The organism is Flavicella marina, assembly GCF_009193215.1.
GTDB lineage: Bacteria > Bacteroidota > Bacteroidia > Flavobacteriales > Flavobacteriaceae > Flavicella > Flavicella marina.
In genome coordinates, this window is the sequence record NZ_VYVA01000001.1 from 412132 (window position 1) to 433037 (window position 20906).

A 20906-nucleotide genomic window follows, 5' to 3' on the forward strand; every position below is an offset into this window, starting at 1 on the left:
CTATTATTTTAATCTTACATCTGAAACACTTGCCCCTGTTGGTACCATTGGGAATACATTATCTTCTTTTTCAATCATCACTTCTAAGAAGTACGATTCATCAGAAGCAATCATTTCCTTAACAGCTTCAGCCAACTCCTCTCTTTTCACAACTTTTCTCGCTTTGATATCATAAGCTTCTGCTAGCTTTATAAAATCTGGGTTGATCATAGTTGTAGAAGCATATCTCTTATCAAAGAAAAGTTGTTGCCATTGACGTACCATTCCTAAGTACTCATTATTCAATACAACAATTTTCACTGCAGCTTTGGTTTGTAAAATCGTTCCTAACTCTTGACAAGTCATTTGATAACCTCCATCACCAATAAAAGTAACAACCTCTCTTTCTGGCGCTCCCATTTTAGCTCCGATGGCAGCTGGTAAAGCAAAACCCATAGTTCCTAATCCTCCAGAAGTTACATTACTTCTTGTAGTAGTAAAATCTGCATAACGTACTGTAAACATTTGATGTTGACCAACATCAGAAACCACAACGGCATCACCATTCGTTTCTTTATTTACTTGGTTGATTACCTCACCCATAGTCAACCCTTCTTTCGTTGGATTTAATTGAGGGTTGATTACCGCTTCGTTTTCAATATCTCTATATTTTTTAAACTCGTCGAACCAAGCATCATGAGATTTCTCATCGATAAACGGCAATATTTTAGACAAGGTATCTTTAGAATTACCTAAAACAGCAACATCTGTTTTTACGTTCTTATCAATCTCTGCTGGATCAATATCAAAGTGAACTACTTTTGCTTGTTTCGCATAGGTTTCTAAATTACCTGTAACACGATCATCAAAACGCATTCCAATTGCGATCAACAAATCACATTCATTTGTCAACTTATTCGGGCCATAATGTCCATGCATTCCGACCATCCCAACATTTAACGGATGTTCTGTTGGCAATGCAGACAAGCCTAAAACCGTCCATGCAGATGGAATTCCAGATTTTTCAATCAATGCTTTTAATTCAGCTTCTGCTTCTCCAAGAATCACTCCTTGTCCGAATACGATAAAAGGTTTTTTAGCTGCATTGATCAACTCAGCCGCTTCTTTCACCTTTTCAATATCTGTTTCTGGAACAGGCTTATAACTTCTTACAGCAGTACATTTCTCATAAGAATAATCCAACTCACCTAGCTGTGCATCTTTTGTAATATCAATCAAAACGGGTCCTGGTCGTCCAGATTTCGCGATATAAAACGCTTTTGCAATGGCAGCAGGAATATCTTGCGATTTCGTAACTTGAATATTCCATTTTGTTACAGGTGCAGAAATACTAATTACATCTGTTTCTTGAAATGCATCGGTACCTAAAAGATGTGATGCAACTTGTCCTGTAATACACACCAATGGTGTAGAATCTATTTGTGCATCAGCAATACCTGTAATCAAGTTGGTTGCTCCGGGGCCAGAAGTTGCCAATGCAACTCCAACTTTCCCAGTTACCCTTGCAAAACCTTGTGCAGCATGAATTGCTCCTTGCTCATGACGTGTTAATACATGGTGTAATTTCTCTTGATATTTATACAATTCATCATAGATAGGCATAATTGCCCCTCCAGGATATCCATAAGCTAAATCTGCTCCCTCTTCTAAAAGAGATCTTACTACAGCTTCAGCTCCAATAATTCTTTCTGTTTTATTTTCCATACTCTGTATAGTAAAAGGTAAAATGCCTATCGTGACTTATTTAAGTACACCTGAAGCATTTATACCAAAATTTAATATTTATCTGTTACACAACCTTCAGAAGCAGATGCCACTGATTTTGCGTATTTGAATAAAATACCTTTATTATGTTTTAATTCAGGAGTTTTCCATTCTGCTTTACGTTTTGCAATTTCTTCTTCAGAAACTTGCAATGTAATAGAATTGTCTTCAGCACTAATTGATATCGTATCACCTGTCTCTACCAAACCAATCAAACCACCGGTTTGTGCTTCTGGCGTTATGTGACCAACTACGAAACCATGAGTACCTCCAGAGAAACGACCATCTGTAATCAAAGCTACAGATTTTCCTAAACCTGCTCCCATAATCAAAGAAGTCGGTTTTAACATCTCTGGCATTCCTGGTCCACCTTTAGGCCCAACATAACGAATGACGACGACGTCTCCTCTTTCGACTTCTCCGTTTGAAATACCAGTATTTGCAGCTTGCTCACCATCGTAAACAACTGCTTTTCCTTCAAACTTCAACCCTTCATTTCCTGAAATTTTTGCTACCGCACCTTCTTCAGCAAGGTTTCCGTATAATATCTGCAAGTTACCTGACGATTTCAATGCTTTATCTGTTGGGAATACTACATCCTGCTCTTCAAACTCCATCGCTTCAACATCTGCTAAGTTTTCAGCCAATGTTTTACCCGTTACAGTCATACAATCCCCATGCAAAAACCCTTGTTCTAATAAATATTTCATTATTGCTGGTGTACCACCTACTCCATGCACATCTTCCATCAAATATTTCCCTGAAGGTTTTAAATCTGCAATCAAAGGTGTTCTATCTGACACTCTTTGAAAATCTTCTAAAGTAAATTCGATATCAGCTGCGTAAGCAATTGCTAAATAATGCAATACTGCATTTGTAGAACCACCCAATGCGTTTACAATAGCAACCGCATTCTCGATAGATTTTTTTGTTAAAATATCTTTAGGCTTTAAATCTAACTCTAATAAATTTCTCATCGCTAATGCAGTACGCTCAGCTTCAGATAATTTATTAGGATTTTCAGCAGGAATCGAAGAATTGTAAGGCAATGCTAATCCCATACATTCAATTGAAGAAGCCATCGTATTTGCTGTATACATACCACCACAAGCTCCAGCTCCTGGAATAGCAGCCTTGATAATTTCTCTATATTCTTTATCATCGATTTCTCCAGCTACTTTTTGACCCAATGCTTCGAAAGCAGAAACGATATTTAATTTTCTTCCTTTGTATTTACCGGATGCGATTGTACCACCATATACCATGATTGAAGGTCTGTTCAAACGCAACATTGCGATTACAGCTCCAGGCATATTTTTATCACAACCTACAACACCAACCAAACCATCATAACTTTGAGCATTTACAACAGTTTCCATAGAATCTGCAATAATATCTCTAGAAGCCAACGAGTAATTCATACCTGAAGTTCCCATAGAAATACCATCACTCACACCAATAGTATTGAACACCAATCCGACCGAACCTGATTTGTTTGCCTCTTTTTTGATTTCAGCTGCTAAGTTGTTCAAATGCATATTACACGGGTTTCCATCATAACCAGTACTTGCAATACCGATTTGAGGTTTGTTCATGTCTTCATCTGTCAAACCGACCGCATATAACATCGCTTGAGAAGCTGGTTGTGACTCATCTTGTGTTAATCTACTACTGTGTTTGTTTAATGCCATTTTACTATTTTTTATACTCTATTTTAATGAATATGAATCATTATAATTTGATTTCCTAAGCAAATATAATATTGCTTGACAATTTTTTAAAATATTTATCCAATGCACTACGCTATTCAACACGTTTATAAAAACCAAAATAAACTGAAAATCAGATTTTTACATCAATAAATCTACAATGATAAACTAAAAAAAAAGACAACTCTCTTACTATAATTATTTCTACATATCAATTTTCGCCAATTGAATTAGAATCACAAAATTCAAAAATCACTCTCATATTTATTAACCTCAAACAAACACGAATTTCAATAAAAAAACAAAGGGTAGCTCATTTGAACTACCCTTTTTCAGTTTCATTTCGACTAGCGACAGCAATTAAAAAGCATACCCTGTGCTTAATCCAAACACTCTATTTGTATATTTTACATTATCATACAACTCCAATACATCTGAAAAACCAATACCATACCTCAACCCCAAATTCAGGCCGAAATCAAATTTATAACTAGCTCCAATATTCAAACCAATATCAACAGATTTACTCTGTTCTCTAATATTCGATGAATTATCCTCCTCTTTACCATCAATCTCTCCTTTAGTATGATATTTAGCAGAGGTCAAAAAACTTAACTGAGGTCCCAATTCAAAAGATAAGTCCTGTGTCAAATAATACTTCCCCAATACCGACACATCAACATAAGCCAATTTTATATCACCTTCTAAATCTCCCTCCACATCACTTGGAAAAATATACTTACTACTATTCCCTTTTGTTGAATACAACAACTCAGGTTGTACCGACAGTTCATCAGTAAAGGAAATCTCAGCAAATCCACCAATAGAATAACCAGATAAAGAAGCATATGTTATTCCTTCACCATTAGTTACATTATTTTCAAATCCAGAAATACTTGATAAATTATAACCTAATTTAACCCCATATCGAATAAGTTCTTGGCCATTTACACTTAGCGTTGTTGAAATAACAACAACTACAATCATAACAATTTTTTTCATATTTTTTTCCGGCAATAATACAAAACATATGCCATAATATTAAAAAACGAAAATACAATTAATAAAAAGAGACTGAGTTCAAAGTTAAACCAGAGGCAGGAGCTAATTCTTTCAATGTTTTAGAAGATGGATTTTCAAGCGTATCTTTTATAAATTCTAGATCTATTTCAGCTTTTCCTAACTGCAGCAACACACCGACCATCAACCTGACTTGATACCTTAAAAAACCTTTCCCTTTTACTTTAAACACATAACTTTTTTCAGGAAAAAAACTCGCAGTCAAATCAGTATTATCGACTATTTCACAGAAAGTAATTTCGCGTTCAAAAACAGTATTCTCTGAAGGCTTATAGGCATATCGTTGAAAATTATGTTTTCCTTCAAAAAGCTTTGCTCCTAATTTCATTTTTTCCACATCTAAATCTTCTAGTACACCTAGCATAAATGGTGCACAGAAGGGATGTGTTTTTTCTCCACTCGAAAATAAATAATGGTATTCTTTTTCTTTGGAACCTCTAATAACATTAAAATCTTGCGACACTTCTTCAATAGCAAGAATTCGAATGTCGTTTGGCAAGCTTTTATTTAATTTTTTTTTCAGGTCTTCTTCGTTGATTTTTTCAGATAAAAACAATTGGAAAGCCGAATTATTAACAGAAACCATCATATCTGTTCTCCCTGCTCCTAATACCTTAAAATTAGTGTGATCAAAAACAAATGACAGTGTTCTTTCTACCATCTTCTGAACCGTTTTTACATTGGGTTGTACTTGCCAACCATGATAACGAAATCCTAGATACTGAAATCTAACTAGGTAATAAAACTTAGAATTAATGGCCATTAGAATTTATACTTTTGAGCGCATCTTTCTTTTAACAACTTCCTCTACAGGAATGCCTTCGATATTTGATTCTAACCACGAAAGAATATCTAGATACAAGAATGCACGTTTTTCATAGGGATGATCTTCAAACTGCTTCAATTCTTTATGCAATTTCTTAAATGCTTCTTTCAATTCGTTTGGATACAGAGAAGTTAAGTTTCTTAAAAACTTGATCATTTTCTTCTGTACTTCGTACAAATTATCCATTTTCAATAAAAATTTATAGGTAGACTTAATCAAGTCATCAATAAATTCATCTTGGCCAGATTCGTAATGCGCCACCAAATTTAATACCCTTGTGTAACACAATAGGTCTTCGCGCATTTTAAGATCTTTATTTTGGATAATCTTATTCAAGTATAAAATACAATTGTCATAATCACCTGCTCCGAAATACATGCAGCCAATCTTATAATAAAACAACATCACGTGATGTGCATCTATTTTTTTTCCAAATACCTTTAGCTGGTTTAACACTTCTGGCACAAATTCAGTACCGTTTATAAACTCGCCTTCTAAATAATACAGATTTATTTTATGTTGAAAAAGGTATAAATTGGCGAGCAATTGCGTATTCTCATTCACAAAAAAACGTCGGTATTCAATAGAATCTTCTAGGGCAATTAAGGTTTCATTGAACTTATAAGTTTGTTGAAGATAAAAAAGAGACTCTAACGAATAATTGACCGCTTTTAAATAAAAAACTGGGTGCAATTGTTTCATATCAGGGTATTCGTCGAACAAAGCCACTAACTTTTGAGAATAACGATAACAAGATAAAAAGTCTTGTATAATAAATGCATACCACAACTTTGCTTGGAACAAAAACATTTTCCCGGTAAACCCTTGCTCAGAAAAAACAAATTTTGGCAATCGAGCCTCGTAATAATCGTGCACAATTTTAAAATCGCTATCGTTTCGAACATAGCCATATTTTAAAAACCAACTATACAACTGCAGCGATAAATTTGACAGTTTAGATACGACCACATTTTTTGCACTGATATTTTTTGCTTCAACGGCCAGCGTATCAGCACGGTCTGTCATAGACCTAGTAATGTACTGAGATTCAATAACCTTCTCTAATTCAATCAATTCGTACGCTAGTGTATATTCTTCTTTATTGATCGCAACATTTTTTGTTTTATCTAAAATTTTAAGACTCTGCTTATACAAACCTTTATTGTATAAAATAGTAGCAAAATCTAATTGTTCACGAATCTGAGTTCTAGCATTCTGATGAATCGGACTCAAACGTAAACTGATCAATATCTGTTTGTATAAATGTGCTTTAGAATTGGATATTTGTTGTTTTTTAATATTGGTTTTTTTCAATATCGATTGTTCATCATACACATCCATTTTATCCATTACAGTAAATAATGCCATAAAATTAGCCTCAGCATTACCACCCAGTCTTCCCGCATACAGCTTGAACTGTCGCTTCTCAGATTTTGATAAAGATTTTATCAATAAAAAAAGAGAGTCTTTTTGATCTAAAGGCATATAACAACTTTTATTTGTTGACGAACTAGAAAAACAAACTTACTACATTTTTTACATTTTTTATGAAAATGCTATTTTTTTGAAACCTTTCTGTCAAATATTAATTTCGACATCAACTACGTCCATCAAAAAATTAAAAGTTTCATCGTTTTTTTAACATATCCATATTCAAAACTTGCTTAAAAGCAGAATTACACTTCTTCTAATAATTTTAATTAGCCATTGTAAAATACAAAGACACAAATTACTGATAACAAGAGATTTACTTGTTTTTTAAAAACATTTGAATACAGTAATCACTGTGATAATTTCAAAAAAAAAAGACATCTTTCATGTATTTTTGAAGTATTGTTAATACACAAACACAAAGAAAATGAGTGATAATCACGTTCAAATATTTGACACAACTCTTAGAGATGGTGAGCAAGTACCTGGTTGTAAACTAAATACTTCACAAAAATTAGTAATTGCAGAACAATTAGATTTATTAGGCGTTGATATTATCGAAGCTGGTTTTCCTGTTTCTAGTCCTGGTGATTTTAAATCAGTAGAAGAAATTTCGAAAATTGTTAAAAACGCAACTGTATGTGGTTTAACACGAGCACATGAAAACGATATTAAAGTTGCTGCAGAGGCTTTAAAATTAGCTAAAAGACCTAGAATTCACACAGGTATTGGTACTTCTGAATCTCATATCAAATTCAAATTCAACACAACTCCAGAAAAAATTATTGAAAGAGCTCAAGCAGCTGTTAAATATGCGAAAGGATTTGTAGAGGATATTGAGTTTTACGCTGAGGATGCAGGTAGAACAGACAATGAATATTTAGCAAGAGTTTGTGAAGCAGTCATCAAATCTGGTGCTACGGTTTTAAACATTCCTGATACTACTGGATACTGTTTGCCTGAAGAGTATGGTGCAAAAATCAAATACCTTAAAGAAAATGTAAAAGGTATTGAAAATGTTATTTTATCATGCCACTGTCATAATGATTTAGGTTTGGCAACTGCGAATTCTATCGCTGGTATCGTAAATGGTGCTCGTCAAATAGAATGTACAATTAACGGTATTGGTGAAAGAGCTGGTAACACTGCTTTAGAAGAAGTTGTGATGATTATGAAACAGCACCCATATTTAAATTTAGACACGAATATCAATACTCAAATGCTTTTCGGAATTAGTCAACTAGTTCAAGAAAGCATGGGAATGGTTGTTCAACCAAACAAAGCTGTTGTTGGTGACAATGCATTTGCTCATAGTTCAGGAATTCACCAAGATGGTGTAATTAAGAACAGAGAAACTTATGAAATAATGGACCCAGCTGATGTTGGAGTTACAGAATCTTCAATAGTTTTAACAGCAAGAAGTGGTAGAGCTGCATTGGCATATCGTTTGAAAAATAACGGTTATGAATTGACAAAACTTCAATTAGACGAAACATACCCTGAGTTCTTGAAATTCGCTGATACTAAAAAAGAAATCAACGACGAAGATTTGCATATCTTGATGGATAGATGCAACATCAAAGCATAAGATTCTAACATAGTATAAAAAAGCCTCACGAATTTGTGAGGCTTTTTTTTATTTGTAAGGAGACCTATTTGAAAACGACTTGAATCTTAACATTTACTTTAGTAATTTTGAACTTTATTGAAACAACAGCATGTTAGCAACTCAAACATATCAAATCACATCTTTTACAACACAATATTCTTTGTGCGATTGTCGTTGCTGTTTCTAAAAATACCTTACTTTTAATCTTTTATTTCAACACTCAATCATTGTAATCATGACAAAAGATCTGATTATTAAAAATATTGATTCTTTAAAGAATCACACTGCCATCAATTACGGTATCAAAACCAAAACAGAATCTTTTACAGAAAAACTGTTTTACACACTTTTTGATACAAATGCCGATTTGCACAAAAGCATTGACGAATTGGAAATTTTATTCAAAGAAATTTCTGTAATCGCATGCAAAAAACCAGAAGGTCTGTGCGATTCTATCTGGGAGAAATTTGTAGCTTCATTACCCGAGGTTTTAAAGAAATTAAACCAAGATGCAAACTTTATCTTAGATAACGACCCAGCATCAAATGACTTACAAGAAGTTTATTTGGCATACCCAGGGTTTTATGCTATCGCTATCTATCGATTGAGTCATGAATTGTACCTATTAGACATGCCATTGTTTTCTAGATTGATGAGCGAATATGCGCATAGAATTACAGGGACAGACATACATGCTGGAGCAGGGATTGAATCACCATTTTTTATCGACCATGCTACCGGAATTGTGATTGGAGAAACGACACACATCCAAAAAAACGTGAAAATATACCAAGGTGTAACACTTGGCGCATTGAGTGTTAGCAAGGATATGAAAAATGACAAACGACACCCTACAGTCGAAGAAAATGTTTGCATTTATGCCAATGCCACAATTTTAGGAGGAGAAACAATCATAGGAAAAAACAGTATTGTCGGAGGTAATTCGTGGGTAACTCGCTCTACTCCTGAAAACTCTATCGTATTAAACACAACTACGACTGAAGTAAAAATTAAAGAAAAAGAAGACAGATAATATTTGAAAATAAATTTATGAATCCTAAAAATTTAGTCGACTTAATTGGAAATACTCCCTTGGTGATTAGCCAAAAACTAGTTAAAAACAAAAACGTACAATTACTTTTAAAGCTAGAAGGAAACAACCCTGGAGGAAGCGTAAAAGACAGAGCTGCATACAATATGATAGCCTCTGCATTAGAGCGTGGAGACATCAAAAAAGGCGATAAATTGATTGAAGCAACCAGTGGAAATACAGGTATTGCTTTGGCAATGATTGCTCAAATATTAGATATTGAAATTGAATTGGTATTACCAGAAAATTCTACCAAAGAAAGAACTCAAACGATGAGAGCATATGGAGCAAAAGTAATTCTTACTCCTGCTTCTGAGGGGATCATTGGTTCTAGGGATTATGCAGATAAAAAAGTAGCTGAAGGCGGCTATGTAATGTTAAACCAATTTGCCAACCACGACAATTGGAAAGCACATTACAAGACAACAGGCCCAGAAATATGGAGAGACACAAAAGGTGGTATTACGCATTTTGTTTCAGCCATGGGAACTACAGGAACGATTATGGGTACCTCAACTTTTTTGAAAGAACAAAACAGTTCGATTCAAATCATCGGTGCACACCCAAGTGATGGATCTAAAATTCCAGGAATTAGAAAATGGCCAAAAGAATATTTACCAAAAATATTTGATGCTAGTAAAGTTGATCGCGTTATAGAGGTTAGTGAGACCGAGGCAAGAGAAATGACCAAACGTCTGGCAAAAGAAGAAGGTGTTTTTGCTGGTATGAGTAGTGGTGGATCTGTTGCAACTGCAGTTAAAATTGCAAACGAACTAGAATCTGGAGTTGTAGTAGCAATTATTTGCGATAGAGGAGATCGATATTTATCTTCTGATTTATTTGATTAACTAACTTACAATCACATCAAACTCAGTTAACAAACCTAAAGCTCCTTCTTTTGAGAAGTGAGCTTTTTTTATTTTGTTTAGCGTCGGATCTAAAGAATAATTGTAAGATGAATACATATCAGACCCTTCTAAATTGGTGGTTTTAAAAACAGCTTTCAACAAATTACAATTATCAAAAACCGATTTAGAAATATTTGCCTCCGTAAAATCTACTTCTTGTAGGTCACAATTTTGAAACTGAGTTCCTGAAATATCCAGCTTAAAAAAAACAGCAAAAGACAATTGGCATTTTTTGAAAGACAAATTTAATAAAAACGGATTGGATTTTTCAAAATTCACTCCCATAAGCTTACAGCCTTCAAAAACGACATCTTTAAATGCAGTATTCAACACCTGAACATTGCTCAGATTACAATTGATAAATTGACACTCTATAAATTCGTTATTAGAGATATTAGTCTTTGAAAAATCACAATTTTTAAAAACACACAAGTCATATTCCCCTTTCGGAAAATGAATTGATGTAAAATCTATATTTTCAAATACTTTTTCAACTTCTACCACCATAATTAGACTTTAATATTTCAAACGCAATGCTTGTTTCACATGTGCCAAATGATGGTTTGAATGCCATGCATAGGTACCTACAACTTCTTCTAGTTTGAATTTTTGTCCGTGTTCGGGGTGTATATATTCTTTCTTTAAATCCTCTTCACTTAGGTTTCTCATTACCGCAGTCAATTTCGCATGCAAACCTTTTAGCAACAGTAAAACAGCTGACAAGTCTTCCTCTAAAGAATCCGGAAGCTCGGCAAATCGATCTTCAAAATAAGGTCGTATGGTTGGTGAATCTTCAGTTAGTGCCAACTTAAAACGAATCAAACTATTCATATGACTATCTGCACAATGATGCACCACTTGTTTGATCGTCCATCCTTCCGGCCTGTATTTATAATTCAGTTCAGTAGCGTTCAAATCAGAGACTATATCCTCTAACCTTTTGGGAAAACTTTCAACATCTTCAATCCAATTTTCAATATCTGTTGATGTAATTGTATCCGGAGCTTCAAATTCTCCTATTGGAAATTTTAGTTTATATATAGAATCCATATTATTTTTTATTTAATCGTGAAGAATGTATTTCTAAAATCTTATTCCCAAATATACGAAACCACAATTCTTGGCATATAAAAAGCCGCATGAAGTTCATGCGGCTCTTATTAAATTCTAGTAAATCTTATTCTAAAGACCCTAAATATCTTTCAGCATCTAAAGCTGCCATACATCCAGTACCAGCAGCAGTAACTGCTTGTCGGTATTCTTTATCTTGCACATCACCAGCTGCAAAAACTCCTGGTAAATTTGTTTTTGTAGATTTTCCTTTGGTAATCAAATATCCAGCATCATCCATCTCCAATACTCCTTTAAAAATATCTGTATTAGGCGTATGACCGATCGCTATAAAAACTCCTGTTACCGGAATCTCTTGCTTCTCGTTTGTTTGATTGTTAACCGCTCTTACTCCTTCAACAACAGTATCTCCTAAAACCTCATCAATTTCTGTATTGTACAATACCTCAATATTCTCAGTTTTTTCTACTCTATGTTGCATAGCTTTCGACGCTCTCATGAAATCTTTACGAACCAACATGGTAACTTTGCTACAAATATTTGCTAAATATGTTGCTTCTTCAGCCGCAGTATCTCCAGCTCCAACAACAACTACATCTTGCCCTTTGTAAAAGAAACCATCACAAGTAGCACAAGCCGAAACACCGCCACCTTTCAATTTTTCTTCACTCTCTAAACCTAAATATCTAGCTGTAGCACCTGTTGAAATAATTACAGTTTCTGCTTCAATCAATGTAGTTCCATCAATTGTTATTTTATGAATACCTCCTTCTTCTTTGGCAAAATTAACTTCTGTAGCTAAACCAAATCGAACTTCTGTACCAAAACGTTCAGCCTGATTTTTTAAATCTTCCATCATTGCTGTTCCATCAGTACCATTTGGATACCCAGGAAAGTTATCAACCTCAGTTGTTGTTGTTAATTGTCCACCCATTTGCATACCCGTATACATAACTGGCTTTAAATCAGCTCTTGCTGCATATATAGCTGCAGTATAACCTGCAGGCCCTGAACCTATGATCAAACATTTGATTCTTTCAATTGTTTCTGACATAATATTGTATTTAAATTTGTGAAACAAAAATAAGATTTTTAGTGAGCTGAAATTGTTATTGTTTATAATTATTTATAATTCAATTATAAGGAAAAACAATCTCCATTTTGTAAGGCAACCAGACTGAAAATTATTCTAAAATATTTTTTGATTTTTAATTGCTCAAATAGTTGTTTTGAGTATATTTGCAACTCGAAATCGGGCACTGATTTCAGAAACACCTTCGGGGTGTAGCGTAGCCCGGTCATCGCGCCTCGTTTGGGACGAGGAGGTCGCAGGTTCGAATCCTGCCACCCCGACAAAAAGCCTTGCTATCGCAAGGCTTTTTTTATGATGTATTTTGCTTTGTGTTATACTTTTTAACAATGGAATTCTTTGAATCTATCTCTTAACTATTTAACAAAAATCATTTGGTAAAACCAATTGTCATTTTTATTATTGTTATATTATTCGGGATGTAGCTTAGTCCGGTTAAAGTGCTGGTCTGGGGGACCAGAGATCGGAGGTTCGAATCCTCTCATCCCGACATTTCATTTTTTAATACCTAAAAACAAGGAGTTAATTCGGGTTAAATTATTGACACAAAAAGGTAATCTAAGACAATTACCTGACCTTTTACGCGAGTAATTTTACCAATTATAAACAACTAAACTTTTATAAATGATTAAAATGAAATCAAACTATTTTTATTTTTTATTTATGCTTTTCGCATCTTTAAAAATACATTCTCAAAATCAACCTCTCACAGCCAAGGAAGGTGAAACATGGGAAATCAAATGGAATCGCTCTGATGATTTTAATGGTACTTCAGTAAACAGAAGTATCTGGAACCCAAATGTTGCTAATGTAGGAGTATGGTCTTGGGACAATGACAATGTAAGTGTTTCGAACGGAACAGCAAAAATCACAGTAACACAAGAAAACCATACAAGAACCTTCTGGGATGGTTGCAATCAAAAACAAGTGTCTAACTTTCCGCTTTATTACAAATCTGGCATATTAAAGACATATGCAACAGGAAACTACGGGTATTACGAAGCTAAAATAAAAGGAGCCTCCTTATTTCCAGGTGTATGTCCTGCCTTTTGGCTTTATAGTTCTATAGATAGAAGTCTAAACAATCCTGGTGATGTACAATATAGCGAAATTGACATTGTCGAAATGCAACAAGGCGACACCAACCATGGTTTTGGTAACGACCCTAAAGGAATGGAACATAATCTTCATACCATAGTGGTTGAACCAAACGGAACTGCAAAATGGCATAGACCTAAAGCATACCCAGAGGAAAACCTTAACTTATACGAAGCTCCTTTCGATCCAAGAGATGATTTCCATATCTATGGTTGTGAAGTAAATAAAGATGAGATTATTTGGTATGTAGATGGCATTGAAGTAGGAAGAAAACAAAATTTATACTGGCATAGGCCGATGAATGTAACTTTCTCAATGGGATTGAGAAGACATTTTACCGAATTCAAATGCAATCAATTTTACCCTAATGCGGCTAATACAACTCAAGATGGATTTCCAACAACCATGGAAATCGATTATGTAAGAGTCTGGGAAAAAAAAAACGATAGTCCGAATGAAACAGTAACATTTAGCAATGTTGGTTTTGAATCTGGAAGCTTAGAACCCTGGGAAAACATTGGGCAAACAGCAACTATTGTATCAAACAATGTACATAGTGGAAATCGTGCTGTTTTTATAAATGGTAATTCTTCTATTCAACAAATAGTTACTGTGAAGCCAAATACTACGTACACGTATTCTTGTTTTGCGAAAGTACAATCACAAGGTCAGAACATTTTTTTAGGTGTTGCGGATTATGGTAGTACCCCAGTAAGCACATCATTTACAACTACAAATTACACTAAAAAAAGTGTTACATTCACTACTGGAGCCAACAACACAAGTGCCAAATTATGGTTTTGGAATGGAGATGCAGACCACAAAGCGTATGGAGATGATTTTGAATTGATTGAAACCAATGCATCTCCCGTAGCTGTATCTGGAATGTCACTTCCAATAAATTCTACAACTTTAAACAAAGGGGAAAACTTACAGGTAACAACCAACATATTGCCTCAAAATGCCACAAACAAAACGGTAACATGGGCATCTAACAATAACGCAATTGCTACCGTAAATCAACAAGGAGTTATCACGGCTGTAGCAAAAGGAACTACAACCATTTCTGCTACCACTGTAGATGGTGGTTTTTCAGACACCATACAAGTTTCTGTAAACGAGAACACTTCTAACAATGATGGAGCCCCAATCGATAGTATTATATGGATAAAAGCTAACAATGGTAAATTTGTAACTGTCAACACAGGCTCTAGCAATACATTGCAAGCAACTTCAAACAGCGCAGCAAGCAAGGAACAATTTCGCGTCGTGGATGGTGGCGATGGATACATCACCTTATTAAGTTTAGCAAACAGCAAATATTTGACGGCCGCTAACACAACTCAATCAGACTTGAGAGCTGGAGCTAAAGGAATCTTTAATAGACAACAATTCACTTGGATCGATACTGGCAACTCAAAAATGGTATTGCAAGCCAAAATAAACGATCTTTTCGTTTCTGTAAACTCCAATACCCCAAACACACTTCAAGCCAACCAACAGAATCAAAACACGGCAACTGTTTTCACATGGGGTATTGCAGGATCTAATTTAAAAACATTGTCAAGCTCTTCAGAAAATCCAGAGGAAACAAATTTGGTTTCGGTTTATCCAAACCCTGCAAAGGATTTTGTAAAGGTTTCATTGGGAGAATCAGCGACAAAAAATGTTTCGGTCTCTCTTGTAGATCAAAATGGTAAAACGGTTTTAACAAAAACATTTACCGACAATGACTTTGAAATAAGCACACAAAACCTGCATGGAATATTTATCTTACATATAAAATCAAATGAAGTAAACCATGTTCAAAAAATAATTATCGAATAATCTTTAAAAAAAGGCAATAGAATTTCTTCTATTGCCTTTTTTAATTTCTATAATTCTTTAGAAAATTATTCCTTTATCAATTCGCTTTCTAGCTCAATATCAATAAATCTAAACGCCCCTAAAGGAATCTTAATCTCCGCTTTTTTATCCTTATCTATTTCGAAACGTTGGCCATTTAAAACGTCAACAATTTTCACAGGTGAAACAGCACCAAAACGAACAACTGCATTCCGTTCTTCCGGATTGATGTAGCCCGAATCTACAATTGTTAAACGTAATTTTTTCGGTGCAATCTGACTCACTACCCACCCTACTTCACCAGACACAGTAACAGGCAATAAGAGTTGAGAAGCTTTAATTTCTTTTTCCACTGTTTTATAGTAACTATCTGCTGCATATTTTTTATTCCCATCAGAAGACAAATAATTTTTTCCATCTGAAATAAATTCTTTCATATTCCCTTTATATATAGGATGAAGATTTTCCTCTAGAGGTAATCTTTTTACATCTTTACCTGCAAACACTCCTTTTTGCGGAGGCGTTATTAAAACCATTCCGTTTTGATAAGTCGGAATAAAATTCAACCTTCTTTCTTTGGCACCTGCGGCATATCTAGAAAAATCCCAAGGAGTATTCACTCCACCAGGCCAACTACCCGATAAACGGTCGAAAACCATCGGATTTTCGCTATGATCTTTTTCATTAAAAAACACAACTGGTTTTACATCATTCCCCAATTCAATATAGCGTTCATCCGGCTTCGTCATACTTACATGAACAGGCGAAAAACTAACAATCTCATTTCTTTTTGGAACGTATAGTGCACCCTGCGCTACTAGATCCCATAAGAGACTCATATACTTTTGATCTACCGCAAAATTATCTAAATATTGTGCCCCACTAGAAATACTATATACCATCATACGTAAAAAATGATTTGGCAACATTTGATGTGCATGCTGGCGACTTCTATCGAAACTAGCATTATCTCTAGCACATCGAGCCCCCCAACTATCTGTTGCACCACTCGACCAAATCCCTAACCTTGCAGCCAAGCTTAATTCCATCGATTTATCCGTAGTTTCTTCCATCGCAGGTACAAAAACATCAGCATATTCACCAGACAGCAATTTGTCCCAGTTGTGCAAATACACACTCGATTGCCAAAATAAATGTTTTGTTCGTATGTAAAGATTTGCATTACTCTTTCTGGCGTGATCTGCCAAAGGATATATCAAATCTTTCATCACATAATTAAAGTCATCTGAATGATCTTCTAATTCTGGGAAAATAAGCACCGTTTTTTTACCATTCGCATTGTCTAATATTTTTTCAGTAGTCGTTCTTTGGTACATGTATGGATCATTTCCATGACCACCCCAATAGGCAATTCCTTTTCCTTCGGCGTAACTAGCAGAAATTTCATTAACTATTTCAGACTGAGTTGCTGTATATTTCATTCTTCGATCCCTTCTGGTACGGTATTTTTCATTGGCTATCGAAGAACGGTCCCAATTTTCTTTTTCTCTAGTTTTAGGACGAATTAAAAAGGTAGGATTGTCATATTTACTTTCTATGCGCTCTATTGCCTCTCTAGCATCGCTATTTTTTCTATTCTCAGACATAAAGTAAATTGGTTGAGAAACATTTTCAATAGTAGATTTTTTATATTTCTTTAAATCATTTTTTATCGAAGCAGTATTGTCGAGAATTTTTTGAATTTTTCCAGCCGGATTTAAATTTTTGTATTCTTTTTTCCAAGTTTTTTGTGTTGGATCGATGATATGAATACAACTTCCTCCACTTTGAGCACTTGCTAAAATAATTTTATTTCCAATTTTATCCTTCCACATATCATTAAAAGAATATTTACAAGCCAAAACCTCAGCTTTATTGACATCCATATCCGTGTCAGAGAGAATTATTCTCGAGCCAAACATGGTTAAAATTTTATCTTTTTTCCCGTTATTTATTAATTCTGGCTGCGTAACTCTATATCCGAAAACATCTAATTGACTATACAGTTTTGTAATGCTAAACTCTTTTGGCTTTTTTGTAGAAAAATCAAATTTATAGAAACCACTTCCCTTATTTGCTTCACCAGTTCTACCAACAAAAATTTCGCTCACCCCATCTTTGTTGATATCTACAACTCGTAAATCGCCTAACCTACCAGTTTTATTTTTTTCTTTTTTAAACGGCAGAGATTCTAATGGTTTGAAATAATAAAAGCTTCCGTTCGAGTTTGTTGCAGCAATACCATGTATCACTAAAATTTCTTGTCCATCTGAATAAACAGCAGGCCGTATGTAATTCGTAACAAAAGCCTTAACGGTGTTTTTCGAGTTTTTATGCTTTGCCTTGTCTAAAGAAAACTTCTTAGTATCGAGATCTAAGACCAATTGTCCGTTTTTGTTTAAATAATAAATATGAGAATCATAACTCCCGACAACTACATAAGCCTCTTTATCTTTATGCGTAACAGCAACAGATTTTAACGGAGCTTCATTTTTAGAAAACTTCCACAACAACTCACCCTTGTCACTTATGCAATACAAATTTCCATCGGCATTTGCTGCAAGCGTTTCATCGTTCCCATCTCCATCCAAGTCAGCACACCAAACATCGTGATTCATAAAACCCGATAACTTGTTTTCCCAAAGTTTTTTTCCTTTGTAGGTATATGCAAGTAAAGTACCTTCGTAAGAATTTGCAATTACAGTTGTTCTGTTCTCTATTTGAGACGTACGAACTAGGGTAATCGTATACCCAGTTTCGATGCTAACAATCCCTTTGTCTTTTTTTGCATCATTTGGCTTGGCGATTAAACTAGTATTTGCAAAAAAAAACACCAACATTGCAAGTCCTAAATTTCCACCTAGAATTCTATTTAAATTTGCCATCTTCAAACGCTTTATTATTTCTTTGAAACTCCTTTGTTTCTTTTGATACTTAGGTTTGTATTCTCACCTTTTTGAGCTACAATAATTGGCCAAGAAAAACCTTTGAATTTATTTTTTTCAATTTTTACATTTTCAACATATTCCAATTGAATCGCATCACTTTGCTGGCCTGCTGGGTATTTCTTATTCAACTCTATAGTATTGTCTTTCACCAATAGTCCATGTACCGATAAAGCATGCAACAAATGACCGTTGAAGCTCTTAATAGTGTTATTTACAAAGTTGATATTACGATGATACTTTTCATCACCCAATCGCTGCTCAGGTCTTAACAACGGGGCAACATATAATGGGTAATGTGTATTCGACCCGTATCCAATATTTTCAAAAACATTATTTCGGATGGTAATATCTCTTACCCCGCCAGATTCGTACCATTTATTATTATCACCTTCAATTAAAATCCCATGCATCTGAGATGAAAAATAGTTGTTTTCGATAAGCACACTCCCTTTTGTGGTAACCAATACACTTCTTGCTCTATTTTCTCTGATGGTATTGTTTTGCATCAATAAATCAGGGTTCCAAGTAATATTTTCAAGTGACAACAAACCTTCAGGCAGTTTTTCTGGTACTTCAGTCAACGTAATGAGGAACTTTTTCTCATTCAATACTTCCACGTCTTTTACCGATGTTTCAAATACAGGCAGAATTGTTTCTCTTGAAGTTATCATAATGTTATCTCCAGCTTCCGCAAAAGTTAAACCCCACTGTTGATGATGACTAATTTCACATAAAAATTTATTTTCTCCGACGTATTTATCTACTTTAACATAAGCCCCATGCACATTAATACCATCATCTAACATATGCTCTAGAATACAGTTTTCTAGTTTTATCAAACCTTTGCAACCTAAAAAATGAGTCGCATCTGCACGAGATGAAGTGGTTCTTCCTTCTTTTGAGGTCACTTTAAAACCATTCAAATGTATATTTTCACATCTTTCCGCGATCAACGCCATTCCACCTGCAGCCAATACTGTAACATTTTCTATATAGGTATCTGTTGCATTTTCAAGATGAATTGCCTGTACGAGTCTATTTGTTCCTTGAGGCCCATTGTTCACCATCACAGTACCAACCGGCGGCGTTTTTCTTGTCGCATTTTTAAATCGTATTTTTCCATCACCTAAATCTTTTGCTTTGGCACGAATAGGATTGATGCTATAAGGTTTTGAATTCCAAATTGGTGCTTTCGTCTTCGAGTCAAAAGGTGTGTTTTGCCCGATAGGATCTAACCAATCGTAATGTTGAAAATATATTTTTTCATCTACAATCTCGTACGCATGATTTGAATTCATTTTCACAACAAACGAATTGTTTGCTTCATCATTTTCAATTACTTCGAATTCACTTTGAAAAGGTATTTCCCAATCTATAGAAAAGTTTTTTAACGTAGTGTTTTTCGACCCATCAATAATTATTGGACATAATCTTCCGTGAAATATAAAAGTAGAATTATTCCCTTCAATTGTAATCCCTTCGAAATCAAACAAAGGAAAAGCCATTTTTTTCAAGCTGTTATCATGATTCGTTACTGCACGATATGACTCTATTGCATTTTCTGGATAAAACAAATAATCCCCTTTAGGAAAACTCAAAGTAATATCCTTGTTACCTTTTTGAGATGCTATTAGTTGATTGATCTCAAGCGTAACATCTTTACCTGGAACAACGCCATACTCTGCAACATTAATTACTTCTTGCGCAATCGACAATTGAACGAAACAAAACGACATTACAATCGTTTTCATGATTTTGAAAATAGTTTTCATTTAAGCTTCCTCTTTAGTTTTATCAAACAATTCTTAATTTACAACACAATAGTACCCAATCAAACAGATAACTATTTATCTATCCGTACATTTAAAGTGTCGTAGGGTATGAAACCTAGTATTTAGGCAACAAAACCAAACACTAGAGGCTTGAAAACAGGAGATTTACGCAAAAACACAAACAAAAAAAGCTCTAAGATTTCTCTTAGAGCTTTGTACTTTTTAAGCTTTAATTTTTACAACGCAGCCACGTGCTTTGTTAATTTTGACTGCAAATTACCCGCTTTGTTTTTGTGGATAATATTGTTCTTAGCCAATTTGTGCAACATTGCAATCACAGCAGGAAGTTTTTCTTCAGCCTCTTTCTTATCAGATAGAGCTTTTAAATTTCTAACTGCATTACGAGTCGTTTTGTGTTGATACTTATTTCTCAACTGCTTCTCACGATCGCTTCTAATTCTCTTTAATGCTGACTTATGATTTGCCATAACTTAATTTCTTAAAACTTAATTTGTAGTCCGTAGGGGAATCGAACCCCTGTTACCAGGATGAAAACCTGGCGTCCTAACCCCTAGACGAACGGACCATTGTTTGCTTTCTTTTAAAGCGATGCAAAAATATAACTTTTCTATCAAATGCAAAACTTTTTAAGAAAAAATTCGTGA

15 protein-coding genes and 3 tRNA genes are annotated in these 20906 nt (G+C 34.5%); 6 read left to right on the forward strand and 12 right to left on the reverse strand.

The window, feature by feature from the left end; genetic code table 11:
* Positions 1–3: 3 nt before the first annotated feature.
* The 5 genes from ilvB to F6P99_RS01620 form a co-directional block, all read right to left on the reverse strand.
* The gene (ilvB, locus tag F6P99_RS01600; protein ID WP_152285691.1) at positions 4–1704 is read right to left on the reverse strand and encodes a biosynthetic-type acetolactate synthase large subunit; all 1701 of its coding nucleotides are present in this window, start codon (positions 1702–1704) and stop codon (positions 4–6) included.
* Positions 1705–1775: 71 nt separating this feature from the next.
* A complete protein-coding gene (gene ilvD, locus F6P99_RS01605; protein ID WP_152285692.1) occupies positions 1776–3455 on the reverse strand; it encodes a dihydroxy-acid dehydratase in 1680 nt (559 codons plus the stop codon).
* A 378-nt stretch (positions 3456–3833) separates the two neighbouring features.
* Positions 3834–4475 (reverse strand): porin family protein, encoded by a 642-nt coding sequence (locus F6P99_RS01610; RefSeq protein WP_152285693.1) that lies wholly within the window; start codon positions 4473–4475, stop codon positions 3834–3836.
* Positions 4476–4533: 58 nt separating this feature from the next.
* Positions 4534–5316, reverse strand: a complete 783-nt coding sequence (truA, locus tag F6P99_RS01615; RefSeq protein WP_152285694.1) for a tRNA pseudouridine(38-40) synthase TruA — start codon at positions 5314–5316, stop codon at positions 4534–4536.
* 6 nt (positions 5317–5322) lie between these two features.
* A complete protein-coding gene (locus tag F6P99_RS01620) occupies positions 5323–6864 on the reverse strand; it encodes a hypothetical protein (protein ID WP_152285695.1) in 1542 nt (513 codons plus the stop codon).
* Positions 6865–7237: 373 nt separating this feature from the next.
* Here F6P99_RS01620 and F6P99_RS01625 point away from each other — a divergent pair, with 373 nt between their 5' ends.
* The 3 genes from F6P99_RS01625 to cysM all read left to right on the forward strand — a co-directional run bounded on the left by F6P99_RS01625 (position 7238) and on the right by cysM (position 10357).
* On the forward strand, positions 7238–8398 hold the full coding sequence (locus tag F6P99_RS01625; RefSeq protein ID WP_152285696.1) for a 2-isopropylmalate synthase: 1161 nt from the start codon (positions 7238–7240) through the stop codon (positions 8396–8398).
* A 256-nt stretch (positions 8399–8654) separates the two neighbouring features.
* Positions 8655–9452: a serine O-acetyltransferase gene (locus tag F6P99_RS01630; RefSeq protein ID WP_152285697.1), complete on the forward strand. Its 798-nt coding sequence runs from the start codon at positions 8655–8657 to the stop codon at positions 9450–9452.
* Positions 9453–9469: 17 nt separating this feature from the next.
* Positions 9470–10357 carry a cysteine synthase CysM gene (gene cysM, locus F6P99_RS01635; protein ID WP_152285698.1) on the forward strand — a complete coding sequence of 296 codons (888 nt, stop codon included), beginning with the start codon at positions 9470–9472 and terminating at the stop codon, positions 10355–10357.
* Here cysM and F6P99_RS01640 read toward each other — a convergent pair whose 3' ends face one another.
* From F6P99_RS01640 to trxB, 3 genes are all read right to left on the reverse strand, one after another.
* Entirely contained in the window at positions 10358–10924 is a 567-nt protein-coding gene (locus F6P99_RS01640; protein ID WP_152285699.1) for a pentapeptide repeat-containing protein, read from the reverse strand.
* 9 nt (positions 10925–10933) lie between these two features.
* Positions 10934–11467, reverse strand: coding sequence for a YfiT family bacillithiol transferase (locus F6P99_RS01645; protein WP_152285700.1), 534 nt, complete (start codon positions 11465–11467; stop codon positions 10934–10936).
* Positions 11468–11594: 127 nt separating this feature from the next.
* Positions 11595–12542, reverse strand: a complete 948-nt coding sequence (gene trxB / locus F6P99_RS01650) for a thioredoxin-disulfide reductase (RefSeq protein ID WP_152285701.1) — start codon at positions 12540–12542, stop codon at positions 11595–11597.
* A gap of 224 nt (positions 12543–12766) precedes the next feature.
* Between trxB and F6P99_RS01655 the strand changes: the two genes are divergently transcribed.
* The 3 genes from F6P99_RS01655 to F6P99_RS01665 all read left to right on the forward strand — a co-directional run bounded on the left by F6P99_RS01655 (position 12767) and on the right by F6P99_RS01665 (position 15503).
* A tRNA-Pro gene (locus F6P99_RS01655) sits at positions 12767–12841 on the forward strand.
* 152 nt (positions 12842–12993) lie between these two features.
* Positions 12994–13068 (forward strand) — tRNA-Pro (locus F6P99_RS01660).
* Between the two features lie 134 nt (positions 13069–13202).
* The gene (locus F6P99_RS01665) at positions 13203–15503 is read left to right on the forward strand and encodes an Ig-like domain-containing protein (protein WP_152285702.1); all 2301 of its coding nucleotides are present in this window, start codon (positions 13203–13205) and stop codon (positions 15501–15503) included.
* 65 nt (positions 15504–15568) lie between these two features.
* Here F6P99_RS01665 and F6P99_RS01670 read toward each other — a convergent pair whose 3' ends face one another.
* From F6P99_RS01670 to F6P99_RS01685, 4 genes are all read right to left on the reverse strand, one after another.
* Positions 15569–18406 (reverse strand): PQQ-binding-like beta-propeller repeat protein, encoded by a 2838-nt coding sequence (locus tag F6P99_RS01670; protein WP_152285703.1) that lies wholly within the window; start codon positions 18404–18406, stop codon positions 15569–15571.
* Between the two features lie 14 nt (positions 18407–18420).
* Positions 18421–20220: a right-handed parallel beta-helix repeat-containing protein gene (locus F6P99_RS01675; protein ID WP_226912985.1), complete on the reverse strand. Its 1800-nt coding sequence runs from the start codon at positions 20218–20220 to the stop codon at positions 18421–18423.
* Positions 20221–20477: 257 nt separating this feature from the next.
* Positions 20478–20729: a 30S ribosomal protein S20 gene (gene rpsT, locus F6P99_RS01680; protein ID WP_152285705.1), complete on the reverse strand. Its 252-nt coding sequence runs from the start codon at positions 20727–20729 to the stop codon at positions 20478–20480.
* Positions 20730–20755: 26 nt separating this feature from the next.
* Positions 20756–20827, reverse strand: a tRNA-Glu gene (locus tag F6P99_RS01685).
* Between the last annotated feature and the right edge of the window lie 79 nt (positions 20828–20906).

Bases quoted from the DNA above. Each gene is read 5' to 3' on its own strand.
- ilvB (WP_152285691.1), bottom strand. From the start codon at position 1,704: ATGGAAAATAAAACAGAAAGAATTATTGGAGCTGAAGCTGTAGTAAGA.
- ilvD (WP_152285692.1), bottom strand. From the start codon at position 3,455: ATGGCATTAAACAAACACAGTAGTAGATTAACACAAGATGAGTCACAA.
- F6P99_RS01610 (WP_152285693.1), bottom strand. From the start codon at position 4,475: ATGAAAAAAATTGTTATGATTGTAGTTGTTGTTATTTCAACAACGCTA.
- truA (WP_152285694.1), bottom strand. From the start codon at position 5,316: ATGGCCATTAATTCTAAGTTTTATTACCTAGTTAGATTTCAGTATCTA.
- F6P99_RS01620 (WP_152285695.1), bottom strand. From the start codon at position 6,864: ATGCCTTTAGATCAAAAAGACTCTCTTTTTTTATTGATAAAATCTTTA.
- F6P99_RS01625 (WP_152285696.1), top strand. From the start codon at position 7,238: ATGAGTGATAATCACGTTCAAATATTTGACACAACTCTTAGAGATGGT.
- F6P99_RS01630 (WP_152285697.1), top strand. From the start codon at position 8,655: ATGACAAAAGATCTGATTATTAAAAATATTGATTCTTTAAAGAATCAC.
- cysM (WP_152285698.1), top strand. From the start codon at position 9,470: ATGAATCCTAAAAATTTAGTCGACTTAATTGGAAATACTCCCTTGGTG.
- F6P99_RS01640 (WP_152285699.1), bottom strand. From the start codon at position 10,924: ATGGTGGTAGAAGTTGAAAAAGTATTTGAAAATATAGATTTTACATCA.
- F6P99_RS01645 (WP_152285700.1), bottom strand. From the start codon at position 11,467: ATGGATTCTATATATAAACTAAAATTTCCAATAGGAGAATTTGAAGCT.
- trxB (WP_152285701.1), bottom strand. From the start codon at position 12,542: ATGTCAGAAACAATTGAAAGAATCAAATGTTTGATCATAGGTTCAGGG.
- F6P99_RS01665 (WP_152285702.1), top strand. From the start codon at position 13,203: ATGATTAAAATGAAATCAAACTATTTTTATTTTTTATTTATGCTTTTC.
- F6P99_RS01670 (WP_152285703.1), bottom strand. From the start codon at position 18,406: ATGGCAAATTTAAATAGAATTCTAGGTGGAAATTTAGGACTTGCAATG.
- F6P99_RS01675 (WP_226912985.1), bottom strand. From the start codon at position 20,220: ATGAAAACGATTGTAATGTCGTTTTGTTTCGTTCAATTGTCGATTGCG.
- rpsT (WP_152285705.1), bottom strand. From the start codon at position 20,729: ATGGCAAATCATAAGTCAGCATTAAAGAGAATTAGAAGCGATCGTGAG.